The following is a 17700-nucleotide window of genomic DNA, read 5'->3' on the forward strand; positions in this document are numbered from 1 at the left end:
GGCGGCGGGCGTTCTCTTTTTTTGCTCTAGACAACCCCAAGTACCCACGGAGGCGCTGACCCCATGAATCCCGATGCAGACAAACTCTGGCAAGCCCCGCGCTGGGCGCTTGCCGTGCTGCTCGCCGTGCTGGGCATGCTCGGGCCCTTTTCCATCGACACCTACATCCCGGCGTTCTCGGGCATTGCGCAGTCCATTGGCGCCACGCCTGCCGAGATGCAGCAGACGCTCTCGGCCTACCTGTTCGGCTTTGCGTTCATGAACCTGTTCCACGGCGCGCTGTCGGACAGCTTCGGGCGCCGGCCGGTGGTGCTGTGGGGCCTGGCGGTGTTCACCATTGCCTCGCTGGGCTGCGCGCTGTCGCAGAACATCACGCAGCTGGTGCTGTTTCGCGGCCTGCAGGGCCTGTCGACGGGCGCGGGCATCGTGGTGTCGCGCGCGGTCATTCGCGACATGTTTCCGCCGGCAGAGGCGCAGCGCGTCATGAGCCAGGTGACCATCTACTTCGGCGTGGCACCGGCCATTGCGCCCATCGTGGGCGGCTTTCTGTTCGTGCATGCGGGCTGGCATGCGATCTTCTGGTTTTTGGTGGCGGTGGGCGTGGTGCTGTTCGCGGCCAACTACAAGCTGCTGCCCGAAACGCTGCACAAGGACCACCGCCAGCCGTTCCAGGTGCGCCACCTGATGCGCGGCTACCGCGACTTGTGTTCCGACCCGCGTTTTCTGCTGCTGGCCTTTGCCAGTGGCGTGCCCTTCAACGGCATGTTCCTCTATGTGCTGGCCGCACCCGCTTTCTTGGGCGACCACCTGGCGCTGCAGCCGCAGCAGTTCTTCTGGTTCTTCCTGATGACCATCGGCGGCATCATGCTCGGCGCGCGCGCCAGCGGCCGCATGGCCGGCAAGGTGGCGCCCAAGCGGCAGATTCGCGATGGCTTTCTCATCATGCTGGTGACGTCGGTGGTCAACGTGGTGGCCAACTTCTTCTTTCAGGCCCACGTGGCATGGGCGCTGTGGCCGCTGGCGGTGTTCGCCTTCGGCTGGGCGCTGATGGTGCCGGTGGTCACGCTGCTGGTGCTCGACCTGCACCCCGAGCGCCGCGGCATGGCTTCGTCGCTGCAGGCCGTGATCGGCTCCACCGCCAACGGCGTGGTGGCCGGCGCCATTGCGCCGCTGGTGATGCATTCGACGCTCGCGCTCGCGCTGACCTCCATGACCATGCTGGTGATCGGGCTCGTGGCGTGGGTGTGGCTGCACGGGCGCTGGCCGGAGATCGGGCGCATGGTGGCCCACGAAGGTTGAGCAGAGGGGCGCGGCGATGCGGCTCGATGCCCTCCTTGCTCATGCCCGTGCCTGGCTGCCGGGCCGCAACACTGTCGATGCCCGCGAGCGACTGCGCGCGGTGGCGGGCGCCGGGCTGGGCCTGCTGCTCACGGCCTTGCTGTCGCATTGGCTGGCGGGCCCGCTGCATGCCGGCGTCTGGCTGATTGCGCCGCTGGGCGCCAGCGCGGTGCTGGTGTTCGCGCTGCCGGCCAGCCCACTGGCGCAACCTTGGGCGGTGATTGGCGGCAACACCTTGTCGGCGCTCGTCGGCATTGCCGCCGCCAACTGGATTCCCGACCCCGCGCTGGCTGGTGCGATCGCTGTCGCAGCGGCCATCGGCCTCATGTTCTTCACGCGCTGCCTGCACCCGCCCGGTGGTGCTGCCGCCTTGCTCGCGGTGCTGACGCACACCACGCATTTTTCGTCCGCCCTCTTCCCGGTGCTCGCCAACTCGGTGCTGCTGGTGCTGGCGGGCGTGGCCTACAACACGCTCACCGGCCGGCGCTATCCGCATGTGCAGGTGGCGCGGCCGCCGGCCGCCAATGCCCTTGATGCACGCGACGCACGCTTCAGCCAGGCCGACCTCGACGCCGTGCTGGCCCGCTACAACCAGGTGCTGGACATCAGCCGCGACGACCTTGCGTCACTGATTCAGCAGACCGAGCTTGAGTCGTACAAGCGGCGCCTGGGCACGCTGCATTGCGCGGACATCATGTCGGGTGCGCCTGTGTCGGTGGAGTTCGGCACGCCGCTGCAGGAGGCCTGGGCGCTGATGCACGAGCGCCGCATCAAGGCCCTGCCCGTTATCGACCGCACGCGCCGCGTGGTGGGCATCGTGACGCAAGCCGACTTCTTGCGCCAACTCGACCTGCAGCACCACGAAGGCATCGCCGGCAAGCTGCGCGAGTTGATCCGCGCGACGCGCACGGTGATGTCGGACAAGCCCGAGGTGGTCGGCCAGATCATGACGCGCCAGGTGCGCGTGGCCAGCGCCGACCGGCCGGTGGTCGACCTGGTGCCGCTGTTCTCCGAAGGCGGGCACCACCATATTCCGATCATCGATGCCGAGAAAAGGTTGACCGGGATGATCACGCAGTCGGATTTCGTGCGGGCGTTGTACCGCGCGGTAGGCCCCGCATGACTCCCTCCCCTCCCGGGGGAGGGTTGGGGTGGGGGCACGACGGCACTCGATGAGGCACTGCCCCGAACAAGCGCCGCTCGCCCCCATCCCCGCCTTCCCCCGGAAGGGGAAGGAGCAAGACCTTCATTCCAGGACGACGTTCGCCTTCTTCACCAGCGCCGCATAACGCGCCGCTTCGCTGCGGAAGAAGCTCGTCGCCTGCTCCGGCGTCGTGGGCTTGATGACGTTGCCCTGCTTGTCCATCGCCTCGCGCACCTCGGCGCTGGTGAACGCAGCAACCACGGCGGCATGCACGCGCTGCACGTCTGCGGCCGGCATCTTCGCCGGGCCGATCACCGCGAACCAGCCCTCGACCGCGTAGTTGGGCAAGCCCTGCTCCGCAATGGTCGCAATGTCGGGCGCGGCCGGCGAGCGAGTTGCGCCGCACAGGCCAATGGCGCGCAGCGCACCGCTCCTGATGTGCTGCTGCACCGCCGGCAGCGCCACCACGCCCATCTCGACCTGTCCGCCGATCATGTCGGTCATCATCGGCCCGGTGCCCTTGTACGGAATGTGGCGCGCCTTCACGCCCGCTTCGTCCATGAACATTTCATCGGCCAGGTGCAGGATGGTGCCGTTGCCCGACGACGCATAGTTGTAGCCGCCCGGCTTGGCGCGCAGCAGCGCGATCAGCTCGGGCACGTTCTTCGCCGCCAGCTTCGGGTTGGCGACCAGCACCAGCGGCGTGGCGCCGACCACGCTGATCGGCGTGATGTCGTTGATCGCGTCGAAGGGCATCTTCTTGTAGACCGCCGGGTTGATGACGTGGTTGTTCGACACCATGCCCAGCGTGAGCCCGTCGGGCGCGGCCTTGACGATGGCCGCCGCGCCCGTGATGCCGCCCGCGCCCGGCAGGTTCTCGATGACTACCGGCTGGCCGAAGGCCTTGCCGAGCGCCACCGAAGCCGCGCGCACGATGGTGTCGACGCCCGAGCCCGCGCTGATCGGCAGGATGAAGCGAATGGGCTTGTCGGAGCCCTGCGCAATGGCGGGAAAGGCTGCCACCGCGGCGGCGCACGCGCCAAAGCCGAGCACCGTGCGGCGGTTCATCGGGGGAAATGTCTTCGTCATGGTCTTGTCTCTCTTTATGTTTTTTGAAAAGTCGCTGCGTGCGGCTCAGGCCACAGCCGCATCGGCCTGCAGCGCGTCCACCTGCTCGCGCCCGTAGCCCAGCTCGGTCAGCAGCTCGCGCGTGTGCTCGCCCAGCGTGGGCGGATGCAGCCGCACGCCAAGGCGCTCACCGCCCAGCGTGATCGGGAACAGCGTGGTCTGCGCCATTTCGCCGGCCCGCTCGCCGTCGGGCAGGCGAATGTCCACCAGCCCGCCGGTGGCCTTCAGGTGCGGGTCGTTGTAGAGGTCTTCGGGCCGCGTGATAGGCGCAAAGGGCAGCCCATTGGCCTCGAAGAGGGCCGACAGTTCCGCCGCCGACCGTTCGGCCAGCCGCAGTCGCAGGTCGGCCAGCAGCGTGGGCCGCAGGCGCACGCGGTCGTTGTTGGTACGCAGGGCCGGGTCGGCCTTCAGATCGTCGAAGCCCATCGCGTCGCAAAACGTTTTCCATTGCGCGTCGCTCACCGCGGCCAGAAAGATCTGCTCGCCGTCTTTCACCGTGAACACGTCGTACAGCGCCCAGGCAGAAATGCGCTCGGGCATCGGCGCCGCCGCCTGCCCCGTGATGGCGTACTGCAGCATGTGCTGGCCGACCAGGAACACGTTGTTCTCGAACAGCGCGGACTGCACCTCCTGCCCCTTGCCAGTCTCGCCGCGCTGCATCAGCGCGGCGATGGCGCCGATGGCACCGAACATGCCGCCCATGATGTCGTTCACGCTGGTGCCCGCGCGCAGTGGGTCGCCCGGCCGGCCCGTCATGTAGGCCAGCCCGCCCATCATCTGCACCACCTCGTCGAGCGCGGTGCGGTGCTCGTACGGGCCGGGCAGAAAGCCGGTGTGGTTGACGTACACCAGGCGCGGGTTGAGCTTGCCGAGCGCCGAATAGCCCAGGCCGTATTTGTCCATGGTGCCGGGCTTGAAGTTCTGCGCCACCACGTCGGCCGTGGCGCACAGGCGCAGCGCGGCTTCCAGCCCCTGCGGGTGCCTCAGGTCGAGCGCAATGCTCTTCTTGTTGCGGTTGAACATGGGGAAAAAGCCCGCGCCCGCGCCCAGCAAATGCCGCGTGCGGTCGCCCTCGATGGGCTCGACCTTGATGACCTCGGCGCCCAGGTCCGCCAGCACCATGCCGCAGGTCGGGCCCATCACCATGTGCGTGAACTCGACCACGCGGATGCCGGCCAGCGGCAGGCGCTTTTCTTGCGCGTGGGTCGTGCTCATGCCGCGACCCCTTCGGCCACTACGGCCGTGGCCGTGAAGGTCTTCGGAAAGCCCGCGCGCCACACCGTGCCCTGCAGGGTTTCGCCTTCGAGCCAGCCCGCCACGCGCTGGCGCAGGTCGAGCAGTTTGGGCAGGTCGACGCCGGTGGCCACGCCCATGCTCTGGAGCATGAACACCAGGTCTTCGGTGTCGACGTTGCCGCTGGCACCGGGCGCGTGCGGGCAGCCGCCGATGCCGGCCAAGCAGGCGTCGAAGCGCGTGATGCCGACTTCGAGCGCCGCATACACGTTCGCGAGCCCCATGCCGCGCGTGTCGTGGAAGTGCCCGCACCACAGGCGGTCGCCCGCGATGCGCAGCGCGCGCTCGAACAGGCTGCGCACCATCGCCGGATCGGCATAGCCGACGGTGTCGGCCAGGCTCACGCGGTCGGCGCCGGCGTCCAGCAGCGCCTGCATCAGCCGCAGCACCTCGTCGGGATCGACATGGCCCTGCAGCGTGCAGCCGAAGGCCGTGCCCACGCCGCCGTCGATCAGCGTCTTGGAGCCCGCCGCGTCGCGCGCCGCGCGGATGCGGCCGACCTCGGCCACCACCTCGTCGGGCGTCTTGCGCAGGTTGGCCAGGCTGTGCGAGTGGCTGGCCGACAGCGGCACGATCATCAGATCAGCCTCGCCCGCAATGGCACGCTCGGCGCCCTTCAGGTTGGGCACCAGCACCGAGGCAAAGAGCCCCGGCAGCGTCTTGGCGTAGGCCAGCAGTTCGGCCGTGTCCGCGAGTTGCGGCAGCAGGTGCGCGGGCACGAAGGAGCCCACTTCGATCTCGCGCTGGCCGGCCGCATGCGCGTCGCGGATCCATTCGAGCTTGCGTGCGGTCGGCAGCACGCGGGCAATGCTTTGCAGGCCGTCGCGCAGGCCCACTTCTCGGACGACCGCGCGTGGCGGCAGGAAGGCGTGAATCAAAACTTGTCTCCGTCGTGAGGGGTACGACGCCATACTAGAAGTTCCGATTGGGTCCAGAAGGTATATTTTGGAAGCCATCAGATTCCAGAGTGGAACACCAAGAAAGCACCATGCGCGACCTCGACCTGACCACCCTGCGCCTCTTCGTTTCCGTTTGCGAAACCCGCAGCATCGCGCGCGCCGGCGAGCAGGCCAGCATCGTCGGCTCGGCCATCAGCAAGCGGCTGGCGCAGCTCGAAGACACGGTGGGCACGCCGCTGCTGCTGCGCAAGCGCCACGGCGTGGTGCCCACCCCGGCCGGCGAAACCCTGCTGGAGCACGCCCGCGCCATGCTCGGCAGCGCCCACCGCATCGAGCGCGACATGGCCGCCTACGTGGGCGGCGCGCGCGGGCATGTGCGCATCCTGGCGTCGGCCTCGGTGATGGCCGAGTCGCTGGCCGAAGACGTGGCCGGCTTTTTGCAGAACCCGGCCAACCGCAACATCCGCGTCGACATGGAAGAGCGCGTGAGCCCGGAGATCGTGCGCGGCATCCGAGAAGGCAGCGCTTCCATCGGCCTGTGCTGGGACGCCGCCGACCTCGACGGGCTGGAGCGGCGCGACTACCGCTCCGACCACCTGGCCATCGTCGCGCACCCGTCGCATCCGGTGGCGCAGCACGCGCAGGTGCGCTTCGAGCAGGCGCTCGACCACGAGTTCGTCGGCATGCCCGCGTTGAGCGCCGTGCAACTCATGCTGGCGCGCGAGGCGGCGGTGGCGGGCAAGCCGCTGGTGTACCGGGTGCTGGTGTCCAACTTCGACGCCGCGCTGCGCGTGGTGCGCGCCGGGCTGGCCATCAGCGTGGTGCCGGTGGAAGTGGCCCGCCCGTTCACCGATGCCTTCGGCCTGCGGCTGATGCCGCTGACAGACACCTGGGCACGGCGGCGGTTTGCGATCTGCTTCAGGGGCGACGCCACGCTGTCGCCTTCCGCGCAATTGCTGGTGGCGCACCTGGAGCGCTGCGCGACGGACTGAGGGTGCGGCATGCATTCGCCCGGAATCCGAAACTATTCATTGCCCTGAAGCGGGTTTTTCATTCGATTCACGCAACCTACAGTGCAAAGGTACGTGCTGTCATCCAATGAAAGACCCCTTATGTTCCGCAGAACCCTGTTGTCCGCCGCCGCCCTGGCCGCCTCGTTGAGCCTTGCGCCGCTGATCGTTCAAGCGGCAAAGGCCACCCCGCCGCTGCAGCTTGAGGTCTACAACCCCGGCACGAAGTCGATGTTCCCGGTGTCCTCGGAAATCGTCACCGGCCAGACCGACGCCGTGCTGATCGACGCGCAGTTCCAGCGCAACGACGCGCAGGCGCTGGTGCAGAAGATCAAGGCCACGGGCAAGAAGCTCACCACGGTCTACATCAGCCACAGCGACCCCGACTACTACTTCGGCCTCGACGTGGTGCAGGCCGCCTTTCCCGACGCCAAGATCGTCGCCACGCCGCAGACCGTGGCCGCCATCCAGGCCTCGAAGGACGGCAAGCTCGCGCACTGGGCCCCGATCCTGAAGGGCAATGCGCCCCAGACGCTGGTGGTGCCTGAAGCACTGGCCGGCGACACCATCGTGCTCGAAGGCCGCAAGATCCAGATCGTCGGGCTCGACAGCCCCACGCCCGAACGCACCTTCGCATGGATTCCGTCGCTCAAGGCCGTGGTCGGCGGCATTCCGGTGTCGGCCAACATCCACGTGTGGATTGCCGACACGCAAACGCCCGCCTCGCGCCGCGACTGGCTCAAGACGCTGGACCGCATCAGCGCGCTGCACCCCAAGACCGTGGTGCCCGGGCATTACCTGCCCAATGCGAACGGCTCGGCGCCATACTCGCCGGCCTCGGTGAAGTTCACGCGCACCTACCTGAAGGCCTTCGAGACCGAGGCCGCAAAGGCCAAGGACTCGGCAGCGCTGATCGCCGCCATGAAGCAGCGCTACCCCAAGCTGGAAGACACCTCGTCGCTGGAACTCGGCGCCAAGGTCATCAAGGGAGAAATGAAATGGCCCCAATGAACGACATGCCGGACGAGCCCAAGGGCGCCGTGCTGCACTACATCTTCGACCCGATGTGCGGCTGGTGCTACGCCGCCGCGCCGCTGGTGGCCGCGGCGCGCGGCGTGCCCGGCCTGCGCGTGGCGTTCCATGGCGGCGGCATGATGACCGGCGCCAACCGCCGCGCCATCACGCCGCAATGGCGCGAGTACGTGATGCCGCACGACCGCCGCATCGCCGAGATGACAGGCCAGCCCTTCGGCGAAGGCTACTTCGAGGGCCTGCTGCGCGACACCGGCGCGGTGATGGACTCAGAGCCGCCGACCACCGCCATCCTTACGGCCGAGTCGCTGCGCGAAGGCGGCGGGCTGGACATGGTGCACCGCCTGCAGCGCGCGCACTATGTCGAGGGCCGGCGCATCGCCGACGTGGAGGTGCTGACCGCGCTGGCCGCGGAGCTGGGCTTCGACGCCGAGGCCTTCGGCACCGCGTACGTCAGCCTCTCGGGTGCGGCCACCGCGCAGCACATGGCGCAAAGCCGCCAGTTCCTCCAGCGCGCAGGCGGCCAGGGCTTTCCGACCTTCGTGCTGGCGCAGGCCGATGGCTGCGCCAGCCGCATCGACATCGGCCCGTGGCTGGGGCGTGCCGACGACTGGAAGGTGAAGCTGGCCGGGCTGCTCTTAGCGCGCCACGCCCAGCAGCCGGTCGAGCACCTGCGGCTGCGTGCGCAGCAAGGCTGCGTTTTCCGTGTGCACGATGGTGCCGTGGTCGAGCACCACCGCTTCGTCGGAAATCGCCAGGATCGCCTGCGGGTGCTGCTCCACGATGATCGCGGCCAGCCCCTCGTCCTGCGTGATGCGGCGGATGGCGCGCAGCAGCTCTTCCACGATGATGGGCGCGAGCCCTTCGAGCGGCTCGTCGAGCAGCAGCAGCTTGGGGTTGAGCACCAGCGCGCGGCCCACGGCCAGCATCTGCTGCTCGCCGCCCGAAAGCTGCGTGCCCAGGTTGGTCTTGCGCTCGGCCAGGCGCGGGAACATCTCGTACACGCGCTGCGGGTTCCACTTGCCTTGCCGCTCCACGGCCGTGAGGTTCTCGTGCACCGTCAGCGACTTGAAGATGTTGCGCTCCTGCGGCACCCAGCCAATGCCGGCCGCCGCGCGCTGGTGAGGCGCCAGCTTGTGCAGCGCCAGCCCGCCCAGCGTGATGCTGCCGCCGTGCTGGCGCGTGGCACCCGCCAGCGTGTTGATGAGCGTGGTCTTGCCCGTGCCGTTGCGGCCCAGCAGCGCCAGCGTCTGGCCTTCGCCAAGCGTGAACGCCACGTCGTGCAGCACCACGGCTTCGCCGTAACCGGCGCTCAGGTTTTCAATGCGCAAGAGCTCAGACATGGGCACTTTCTCCGTGGCCCAGATAGACCTCTTTCACCTTCGGATCGTTGGCAATGGTTTGGGGGTCGCCTTCGGTCAGCAGCGTGCCGTTGACCAGCACGGTCATGCGGTCGGCAAAGCTGAACACCAGGTCCATGTCGTGCTCGATGAGCAGCACCGACACATCGGCCGGCAGCGCGGCCACGGTCTGCAGCAGCTCTTCGCGCTCGCCGGCGGGCACGCCCGCCACCGGCTCGTCGAGCAGCAGCACGCGCGGCTCGCAGGCCAGCGCAATCGCAATCTCCAGCAACCGGCGCTTGCCATAGGCCAGGTGCTTCACCTGCTGCTGCGCCACGTCGCCCAGGTGGAACTGCTCCAGCAGCTGCGTGGCGCGCTCGGCCACCGCCTTGCTGGCGCCCAGCGGGCGCCACCATTGCGCGCCGATGCCCTGGTGTTGCGACACCACGAGCGCCAGCGTTTCCAGCGGGGTCATCGAGTCGAACAGCTGGTTGATCTGAAAGGTGCGCACCAGCCCGCGCGCCACGCGCTTGTGCGGCGCCAGCGTGGTGATGTCCTCGCCCAGCAGCGTGATGCGGCCTTCGCTGGGCGTGAGCACGCCCGTGAGCTGGTTGATGAGCGTGGTCTTGCCCGCGCCGTTGGGGCCGATGAGCGCATGGCGCGCGCCACGCTTGAGCTCCATCGTCACGTTGTTGGTGGCCGTGATGCCGCCGAAGCGCATCACCAGGCCGTGGGTGGAAAGCACGGTGTCGGTCATGCCGCACCGCCCTTCTTCTTGCCCATGCCGAACCATGTCCAGGGCTTGAGCAGCCGCTCGCGCCCCGTGAGCACCATCAGCACCAGGATCAGGCCGATCCAGAACATCCAGTACTGCGGCGTCACGGCCGACAGCCAGGTCTGCAGCAGCTTGAATACGATGGCACCCGCCACGCCGCCATACAGCCAGCCCACGCCGCCGATGACCAGCATCAGCAGCACGTCGGCCGAGCGGTCGAAGGCCAGCACGTCGAGCGACGCAAAGCCCGTGGTCTGCGCCAGCAGCGCACCCGCGGCGCCGGCCACGCCGGCGGCAATGGTGTAGACCGTGGCCAGGCGCGACACCACCGGAATGCCGATGGCCATGGCGCGCAGCCGGTTGTCGCGAATGGCCTTCAGCGTGGCGCCGAACGGCGAATGCACCAGGCGGCGCATAAGCAGAAACAGCACCAGCATCACGGCCAGTGAGTACCAGGCGGCCGTGCGACCGTACAGGTCGAAGTCGAACAGGCCGAGCACCGGCCCCATCACCACGCCCTGCAGGCCGTCGGCGCCGCCGGTGAGCCAGTCGAGCTTGTTGGCGAGTTCGAGCAAGAGCAGCGCGGTGCCCAGCGTGACCATGAGCCGCGTGAGGTCGCTGCCGCGCAGGATGGTCACGCTGGCCGCGAGGCCCAGCACGGCCGACAGCACGGTCGCCACCAGCAGGCCCACGGTAGGGTCGGGCATGACGAGCTTGGCGAAAAGCGCCGCCGCGTACGCGCCAAAACCGAAGAACGCCGCATGGCCGAGCGACACGATGCCGGTGTAGCCCAGGATGAGGTCGAGCGACATCGCGAACAGCGCGACGATGGCAATCTCGTTGACCAGCAGCGAGTGCGAAGGCATGACCAGCGGCAGCGCAAAGGCCACGGCCCAGGCCACGAATTCGAGCGGGTGCCAGCGCGCCTTGCGCAGCAGGGCCGACTGAAAGCCGGCGGCGGTGGGAGGCGTGCGCATCAGCGGCCTCCCTTGCGGGTGAACAGGCCCTGGGGCCGCCACATGAGGATCAGGATCATCAGCAGGTAGACGGTGAACGCCCCCATCTTCGGAATGAAATACTTGCCCGCCACGTCGGCAATGCCCAACAGGAGCGCCGCGGCAAGCGGACCGGTGATGGACGAGGTGCCGCCAACGGACACGACGATCAGAAAATAGATCATGTACTTGAGCGGGAATGTCGGGTCGAGCCCGAGGATCTCCGCGCCCAATGCGCCGCCGAGCCCGGCAAGGCCGGAGCCCACTGCAAAGGTCAGCAGGAACACGATGTTCACGTTGATGCCCAGCCCGGCGGCCACGCGCGGATCGTCGACGGCGGCGCGCAGGCGGCTGCCGAAGCGGGTCTTGGACAAGATGAGCTGCAGCACGACGGTGAGCACGGCGCACACGCCGATGATGAACAGCCGGTAGTGGCCCATGCCGAGCATGAGCGCGCCGTCACCGATTTCGGTGCGTCCGCGCAGCCACTCGGGCAGTTGTACGTTCTGCTGCGAGGAGCCGACGAAGTAGTCGATGGCGGCCACGGCCATGAAGGCGAGGCCGATGGAAAAGAGCACCTGGTCGAGGTGCGACTTGCCGTACATGGGCCGGTAGAGGGTGCGTTCGAGCAAGGCACCGGCCAGGCCGACGACGATGAATGCGAGCGGCAGGCAGGCCAGAAAGGGCAGGCCGAGTTTCTGCATCGCGAACACGGTGAGGTATCCGCCGGCCATGGCAAACGCACCGTGCGCAAGGTTGATGAAGTTCATCAAACCGAGGGTCACGGCAAGGCCTACAGCGAGCACGAAAAGCAGCATGCCGTAGGCGATGCCGTCGAAAAGAATGGTCAGCATTTCAGGTCTTCATGGGGCTGTTGTGAGGGCTCTTGTTCGGGGTACGTGCGAAGGCCACCGGGTGTCTCCCTCCGCGAATGTCCCCCGCCTTCGGCTCCTCCTTTATTTCGCTGCGGGAGACACCCGATGCCCTTCGCACGAGAAGCGCGGCGGTTGATCCGCTCGATCAACCAGAGCTCTGAAAACGCGCACGCCGATGGGGTGCTCTGCGCAGCGAAATAAAGGAGGAGGCCGCAGGCCGGGGGACATTCGCGGAGCAGAGCACCCCGTCGGCGTGAGCGCGCCCTGAACGACCGAGCCCCAAGCCCGCAGCAAAAATCACTTCGTCTTGCCAGGATCCTTGACGCTCTTGATCACGTCGAACTCGACGTTGTAAAGCTGCCCGTCCTTCTTCTCGACCTTGCGCAGGTACACGTCCTGCACCACGTCACGGGTCTGCGCGTCGATCATCATCTGGCCGCGCGGGCTCTCGAAAACCTGGCCCTTCATGGCCGCCAGCAGCGCGTCGCCACCGCCCTGACCCTTGGTCGTCTTCAGCGCTTCGTAGATCACACGCATGCCGTCATAACCACCCACCGCCATGAAGTTGGGGCGCAGCTTGGGGTTGGCCTTCTGGAAGGCTTCGACGAACTTCTTGTTCATCGCCGAAGGATGCGCGGCCGAGTAGTGGTGCGAGGTGACCACGCCCAGCGCACCGTCGCCCATGTCGTTCAGTTGATCGTCGTCCGTCACGTCGCCGGTGGCAATCAGCTTGATGCCGGCCTTGTCCATGCCACGCTCCAGAAACTGCTTCATCACCGCGGCACCCGCGCCCGAGGGCACGAACACGAACAGCGCGTCGGGCTTGGCGTCGCGCACCTTCTGCAGGAACGGCGCGAAGTCGGGGTTGCGCAACGGCACGCGCAGCTTGTCGATCACCTTGCCGCCGTTGAGCTGAAAGCGCTCGCTGAAAAACTTCTCGGCGTCGTTGCCCGGGCCGTAGTCGGCCACCAGGGTCACCACCGTCTTGATGCCGTTCTTCGGCGCCCAGTCGCCCATGGGCACCGACACCTGCGGCAGCGTGAAGCCCGAACGAATGATGTACGGCGATGCCTCGGTGATGCTGGACGTGGCCGCGGCCATCACGAGCTGGGGCGTCTTCGACTGGGTGGCGATGGGCGCCACGGCCAGGGCCAGGGGCGTCAGGCCAAAGCCGGCCAGCACGTTGACCTTGTCGTTCACCACCAACTCCTGCGCCATGCGCTTGGTGACGTCGGGCAGGCCGGTGTCGTCCTTCACGATCAGCTCGACCTTCTTGCCGGCCACGGTGTCGCCGTTCTGGGCCATGTACAGGCGCGCGGCAGCTTCGATCTGGCGGCCGGTGGAGGCCGACTGGCCGGTCATGGGCAGGATCAGGCCAATCTTGAACTTGTTGTCCTGGGCGCTGGCCAGCGGGACCGAAAGAACCGTGGAAACCGCGAGCGCCGACAGGGCGGCGGTCTGGATGAGATGGCGTCTTTGCATGTTTTTTCCTTCAGGGACGGAACTCGAAACCGGGGCTATTTTCAACACTTTGCAACATTCGGCGAAGCAGGCAATCACCTACCTCGGCCCGCTCGCGGGCCTTTGTTGCGCGATCAACAAATGAACTGCGCGATGATCGCGCAAACCGGCAGCCACCCTGCTGTGCGGGTGTTGCGGCGTCAGTGGTCGGCGCGGTACGCGGAGTCGAGCGTGAGCGTACCCACGGCGCGTGACACGCAGGCGCAAATGCGCGTGGTCGACGCTTTCTCGTGTTCGCTCAAAAACACGTCGCGGTGGTCGATTTCGCCGTCCACCGCCAGCACGTCCATGGCGCACAGGCCGCATTCACCGCGCTTGCAGTCCCACAGGGTCTGCACGCCGGCGGCGTCGAGTGCTTCCAGCAAGGTGCTGTCGGTCGGTACGGTGATCGTCAGGTCGTGCCGCGGAATGCGCACCTGAAACGGCTGCGTCGCCAGGCGCCCGCTGCTGCCGAATGTCTCGAAGCGCAGATCCGCCAGGGGGCGGCCGGCCGCGTGCCAGGCGCGCTTGAGGGCTTCGAGCATCGGCACCGGGCCGCAGGTGTAGAGCTGGCCGCCCGTCGGCAGCGCGTCGATGGCCGCGGCAAAGTCGATGGGGGCCGAGCCTTCGTGCGCCGTGACGCCCTCGCCCAGCGCTTCTTTCAGATGCGCCAGGTAGCCGAACTCCTCGGCATTGCGCGCGCCGTAGAGCATGGTCACGGGCACGCCAGCGCGCTTTGCGTGCGCGGCCAGCCGCTGCGCCATGAGCACCAGCGGCGTGATGCCGATGCCGCCCGCCACCAGCAGGTAGCCGGGCGCCGAGAGGTCGAGCGCAAAGTGGTTCTGCGGCGCGCTCACCTGCAGGCGGTCGCCCTCGGCCAGCCGCCACATCGCAAGCGAGCCGCCACGGCCGTCGTCCAGCCGCTTGACGGCAATGCGCCAGCAGCGGCCATCGCCCTCGCCCACCAGCGAGTAAGAGCGGGTCTGCAGCTTGCCCTGCGCCGTCATCACCTGCACCTGCAGGTGGGCGCCGGGTTCATAGGCGCCGACCAGGGCATCCACGCCCTCGTCGCTCTGGGGGCGCAGTTCGAACTCGCGCACGGTGGGCGTGACGTCGCGCAATGCGACGACCTGCGCCTGCATCCATTGAAGATCGCTTTTCATCGGGGCAATACCAAAGACGGGGAAAAGAAAAAACGGCTCAGCCGCGGCGGCGAATCAGCTGCACGCCCGGCAGCGGGCGCTGCTCGGCGCTGGGCGTGCCGTGCAACGCCTCGCGCAGGTTGCGCCGCGCGATGCGGCTGTGCTCGCGCATCAGCGCCTCGGCGCGCGAGCCCTCGCCGGACTCGATGGCGTCGAGCACCTGCAGGTGCTGGTCTTGCGCAATGACGAGCATGTCGCGCGCCGCCGGCGAATTGGCCTGCACGATGACAAAGCCCGAAGGCGACGCGAACGGCAGGTTGACCACGCGCTCCAGCTGCTGCGCAATGACCGGGCTGCCCGCCATTTCGCACAGCAGCGCATGAAAGCGCTCGTTGTGCGTCACGTAGCGCGAGAAGGCCGCGTCGTCCAGCGCGGGCTCGCGCAGCAGTTCGTCGATGCGCTGCAGGCAGGCGCGCGCCTCGCGCAGCACCACGGGCGCCGCGCCGCGCTCGGCCGCGAGCCGCGCGACCAGGCCTTCGAGCGTGCCGCGCAGCTCGATGGCGTCGGCCACGTCGCGCTCGGAAAACGTGCGCACCGCATAGCCACCGTTGGGCAGCGCCTCCAGCAGGCCCTCTTGTTCGAGCCGCATCAGCGCGGTGCGCACCGGCGTGCGCGACACGCCGAGCTGCTCGGAGATCGCCACCTCGGCAATGCGCGCGCCGCCGGGCAGCTCGCCCGCCAGAATCATTTCGCGCAGCCGCAGTTGCGCCTTCACGCCTTGCGAGCTGCCGCTGTCGCCGGGCTCGGTGCTGGGGACTGCCGCGACCTTCATGCGGCCTGCTTGCTGGCGGTGTCCACGGGGCGGATCGGAATCGGCGCGCGCGCGGGCTTTTCCTTCTCGACCATGCGGTCGATGAGCCGGCGCGCCCACATCGAGCCGGCGTCGATGTTGAGGTTGTAGAACTTGTGGTCGGGGTGGTCGTCCATGGCCTTCTGCTGCGCCTCCAGCACCAGCTCGTCTTCGCGGAAGATGCCGGCCACGCCTTCGCGCAGCTCGTGCGTGAGGCGCTGTTCGCCGATGCAGTAGTTGCGCGAGAAGGCCCAGAAGTACAGGCAGGTCTTGTCGGTCTCGGGCGTGATGGTGTTGAGCACGTAGCCGTTCACGCCCTTGCTGCGGTCGCCGGGGTTGTCGCCCTTGGGCACCGCGCCGCTGCCTGCCTCGGCCACGCCCACGTCGATGTTCACCGTGCACGGGCCCTCGAAGCGAATGATCTGCCAGCGGTCGACCTTGCCCGTGTAGCCGCGCGCATGGCGAATCTGCCCGCCCCAGAACGGCGGCGGGTCGATGCTCTCCATCCAGCGCGTGACGGTGGCCGAGCGGTCGCCGTGCGTGGCCACGAAGGGTGCCTCGGCCACTTCGCGGTTGCCGATGGACGAGCCATGCACGAAGGTCTCGTGCGTGAGGTCCATGAGGTTGTCGACCACCAGGCGGTAGTCGCAGTTGACGCGAATCATCTTGCCGTCGCCGGCCCAGGCCGGGTCGTCGTTCCAGTGCATGTCGGGGATGAGCGCCGGGTCGGCCTTGGCCGGGTCGCCGGGCCAGATCCACACGAAGCGGTGTTTTTCCACCGCCGGAAAGTTGCGCACGCAGGCCGAGGGGTTCAGCGTTTCCTGGCTCGGCATGTGGATGCAGCGGCCCTGGCTGTTGTAGACCAGCCCGTGGTAACCGCAGACCAGCTCGTCACCTTCCAGGCGGCCCAGAGAGAGCGGCATCAGCCGGTGCCAGCAGGCGTCTTCCAGCACGGCCACCTGGCCGTCGGTGCGGCGGAACAGCACCACCTTCTGGTTGCAGATGGTGCGCGGCAGCAGCGCGTGACGCACTTCGACGTCGTAGGCGGCGGCATACCAGGCGTTCAGTGGAAAGGCGGTCGTGGGCGTTTTCATGAATACCCAATGTATACAGAAACACAGAAATTTCCAGCACTTCCGCGCAATTCAAGGGTAAACACCCACCCCTCTGTATACAGACATCGACATTACGAAGGCGATACGATGCTGCTCGTTCCCCCCAAACAACGACGGAGTCATCCATGTCACAGCACGCCGCCTTGCCTGCCCGCTACGACCACGTGGGCAGCTTTTTGCGCCCCAAGTACCTGCTCGAAGCCCGCGAGCAAAAGGCCAAGGGCGAGATCACGCCCGAGCAGCTTCGCCTGGTCGAAGACAAGGCCATCACCGAGATCGTCCGCTTCCAGGAAGACATCGGCCTGAAAAGCATCACCGACGGCGAGTTCCGCCGCACGTATTTCCACATCGACTTTCTCGACCAGCTCGGCGGCGTGAAGACCGACATTCCGGTCACCATCCGCAAGCCCGACGGCACCGAAGAACTGGCGCCGCCCGCCATGCGCGTGATCGACAAGGTGCGCCATGTAAAAGACATTCAGCTCGCCGACTTCCAGTACCTGAAGAGCCAAGTCTCGGCCGGCAACATGCCCAAGGTGACGATTCCCTCGCCGACGATGCTGCACTTTCGCGGTGGCCGCGCCGGCATCAGCAAGGCGCACTACCCCGAGCTAGACCCCGAGTTCTACGACGACGTGGCCAAGGCCTATGGCGACGAGCTGCGCTCGCTGGCCGCGGCCGGCTGCACCTACGTGCAGATGGACGACACCAACCTCGCCTACCTGTGCGACGAGCACATGCGCGAAGCCGCCCGCAAGCGCGGCGACGACCCGAACGAGCTGCCGCACCGCTACGCCGCCTTCATCAACAAGGTGGTGGCGCAAAAGCCGCCCGGCATGCTGCTGGCCATGCACCTGTGCCGCGGCAACTTCAAGAGCACCCACGCCGCCGCCGGCAACTACGAGCCGGTGGCCGAGGCGCTGCTGTCGGAGATGGACCTGGATGCGTACTTTATGGAGTACGACGACGCCCGCTCGGGCGACTTCAAGCCGCTGCGCTACCTGCCCAAGGGCAAGACCGTGGTGCTGGGCTTGGTGACCACCAAGTTCGGCCAGATGGAAGACAAGGACGAGCTGAAGCGCCGCATCGACGAGGCCGCCAAGTACGCCTCGCTCGACCAGCTGGCGCTGTCGCCGCAGTGCGGTTTTTCCAGCACGGTGCACGGCAACAACATTGCGGTGGAAGCGCAGCGCGCCAAGCTGCGCCTGGTGGTGGAGACGGCGCAGGAAGTCTGGGGCACGACCTGATGCACAACCTGATGCAC

Annotated in this window: 15 protein-coding genes and 2 pseudogenes; 6 read left to right on the plus strand and 11 right to left on the minus strand. The window is 67.4% G+C overall.

Annotated features, from left to right (window positions below; translation table 11 throughout):
* Positions 1-63: 63 nt before the first annotated feature.
* Positions 64-1299: a multidrug effflux MFS transporter gene (locus VLK31_RS00235; RefSeq protein WP_409166364.1), complete on the plus strand. Its 1236-nt coding sequence runs from the start codon at positions 64-66 to the stop codon at positions 1297-1299.
* A gap of 16 nt (positions 1300-1315) precedes the next feature.
* Positions 1316-2461, plus strand: a complete 1146-nt coding sequence (locus VLK31_RS00240; RefSeq protein ID WP_409166365.1) for an HPP family protein — start codon at positions 1316-1318, stop codon at positions 2459-2461.
* 123 nt (positions 2462-2584) lie between these two features.
* Here VLK31_RS00240 and VLK31_RS00245 read toward each other — a convergent pair whose 3' ends face one another.
* The 3 genes from VLK31_RS00245 to VLK31_RS00255 are packed head-to-tail and all read right to left on the minus strand — an operon-like array spanning position 2585 to position 5781.
* Positions 2585-3571: a tripartite tricarboxylate transporter substrate binding protein gene (locus VLK31_RS00245; protein WP_409166366.1), complete on the minus strand. Its 987-nt coding sequence runs from the start codon at positions 3569-3571 to the stop codon at positions 2585-2587.
* 45 nt (positions 3572-3616) lie between these two features.
* On the minus strand, positions 3617-4825 hold the full coding sequence (locus VLK31_RS00250; RefSeq protein ID WP_409166367.1) for a CaiB/BaiF CoA transferase family protein: 1209 nt from the start codon (positions 4823-4825) through the stop codon (positions 3617-3619).
* The gene (locus VLK31_RS00255; RefSeq protein WP_409166368.1) at positions 4822-5781 is read right to left on the minus strand and encodes a hydroxymethylglutaryl-CoA lyase; all 960 of its coding nucleotides are present in this window, start codon (positions 5779-5781) and stop codon (positions 4822-4824) included. Before VLK31_RS00255 ends, VLK31_RS00250 begins: the two co-directional genes overlap by 4 nt.
* A 110-nt stretch (positions 5782-5891) precedes the next feature.
* Here VLK31_RS00255 and VLK31_RS00260 point away from each other — a divergent pair, with 110 nt between their 5' ends.
* From VLK31_RS00260 to VLK31_RS00270, 3 genes and pseudogenes are all read left to right on the plus strand, one after another.
* On the plus strand, positions 5892-6794 hold the full coding sequence (locus VLK31_RS00260) for a LysR family transcriptional regulator (protein ID WP_409166369.1): 903 nt from the start codon (positions 5892-5894) through the stop codon (positions 6792-6794).
* Positions 6795-6914: 120 nt separating this feature from the next.
* Positions 6915-7817 (plus strand): annotated as a pseudogene (locus VLK31_RS00265) (MBL fold metallo-hydrolase); the annotation flags it as partial.
* Positions 7818-7828: 11 nt separating this feature from the next.
* Positions 7829-8488: pseudogene (locus tag VLK31_RS00270) on the plus strand (DsbA family protein); the annotation flags it as partial.
* Here the strand turns inward: VLK31_RS00270 and VLK31_RS00275 are convergent.
* The 8 genes from VLK31_RS00275 to VLK31_RS00310 form a co-directional block, all read right to left on the minus strand.
* Positions 8483-9187: an ABC transporter ATP-binding protein gene (locus VLK31_RS00275; RefSeq protein ID WP_409166370.1), complete on the minus strand. Its 705-nt coding sequence runs from the start codon at positions 9185-9187 to the stop codon at positions 8483-8485. The pseudogene VLK31_RS00270 and the gene VLK31_RS00275 sit on opposite strands and share 6 nt — an antisense overlap.
* The gene (locus VLK31_RS00280; RefSeq protein ID WP_409166371.1) at positions 9180-9941 is read right to left on the minus strand and encodes an ABC transporter ATP-binding protein; all 762 of its coding nucleotides are present in this window, start codon (positions 9939-9941) and stop codon (positions 9180-9182) included. The genes VLK31_RS00275 and VLK31_RS00280 overlap by 8 nt, the downstream gene beginning before the upstream one ends.
* Complete coding sequence (locus VLK31_RS00285) at positions 9938-10936, minus strand: branched-chain amino acid ABC transporter permease (protein ID WP_409166372.1); 999 nt, start codon at positions 10934-10936, stop codon at positions 9938-9940. Before VLK31_RS00285 ends, VLK31_RS00280 begins: the two co-directional genes overlap by 4 nt.
* Entirely contained in the window at positions 10936-11808 is an 873-nt protein-coding gene (locus VLK31_RS00290) for a branched-chain amino acid ABC transporter permease (RefSeq protein WP_409166373.1), read from the minus strand. Before VLK31_RS00290 ends, VLK31_RS00285 begins: the two co-directional genes overlap by 1 nt.
* 318 nt (positions 11809-12126) lie before the next feature.
* On the minus strand, positions 12127-13311 hold the full coding sequence (locus VLK31_RS00295; RefSeq protein ID WP_409166374.1) for an ABC transporter substrate-binding protein: 1185 nt from the start codon (positions 13309-13311) through the stop codon (positions 12127-12129).
* Positions 13312-13490: 179 nt separating this feature from the next.
* Complete coding sequence (locus VLK31_RS00300) at positions 13491-14492, minus strand: PDR/VanB family oxidoreductase (RefSeq protein WP_409166375.1); 1002 nt, start codon at positions 14490-14492, stop codon at positions 13491-13493.
* Positions 14493-14529: 37 nt separating this feature from the next.
* Positions 14530-15303, minus strand: coding sequence for a GntR family transcriptional regulator (locus VLK31_RS00305; RefSeq protein ID WP_409166376.1), 774 nt, complete (start codon positions 15301-15303; stop codon positions 14530-14532).
* A complete protein-coding gene (locus VLK31_RS00310) occupies positions 15300-16415 on the minus strand; it encodes a Rieske 2Fe-2S domain-containing protein (RefSeq protein ID WP_409166377.1) in 1116 nt (371 codons plus the stop codon). The genes VLK31_RS00305 and VLK31_RS00310 overlap by 4 nt, the downstream gene beginning before the upstream one ends.
* A 146-nt stretch (positions 16416-16561) precedes the next feature.
* Here VLK31_RS00310 and VLK31_RS00315 point away from each other — a divergent pair, with 146 nt between their 5' ends.
* On the plus strand, positions 16562-17683 hold the full coding sequence (locus VLK31_RS00315; protein WP_409166378.1) for a 5-methyltetrahydropteroyltriglutamate--homocysteine S-methyltransferase: 1122 nt from the start codon (positions 16562-16564) through the stop codon (positions 17681-17683).
* Positions 17684-17700: the final 17 nt, after the last annotated feature.

The organism is Variovorax sp. H27-G14 (assembly GCF_046156345.1).
Taxonomy (GTDB): domain Bacteria; phylum Pseudomonadota; class Gammaproteobacteria; order Burkholderiales; family Burkholderiaceae_C; genus Variovorax.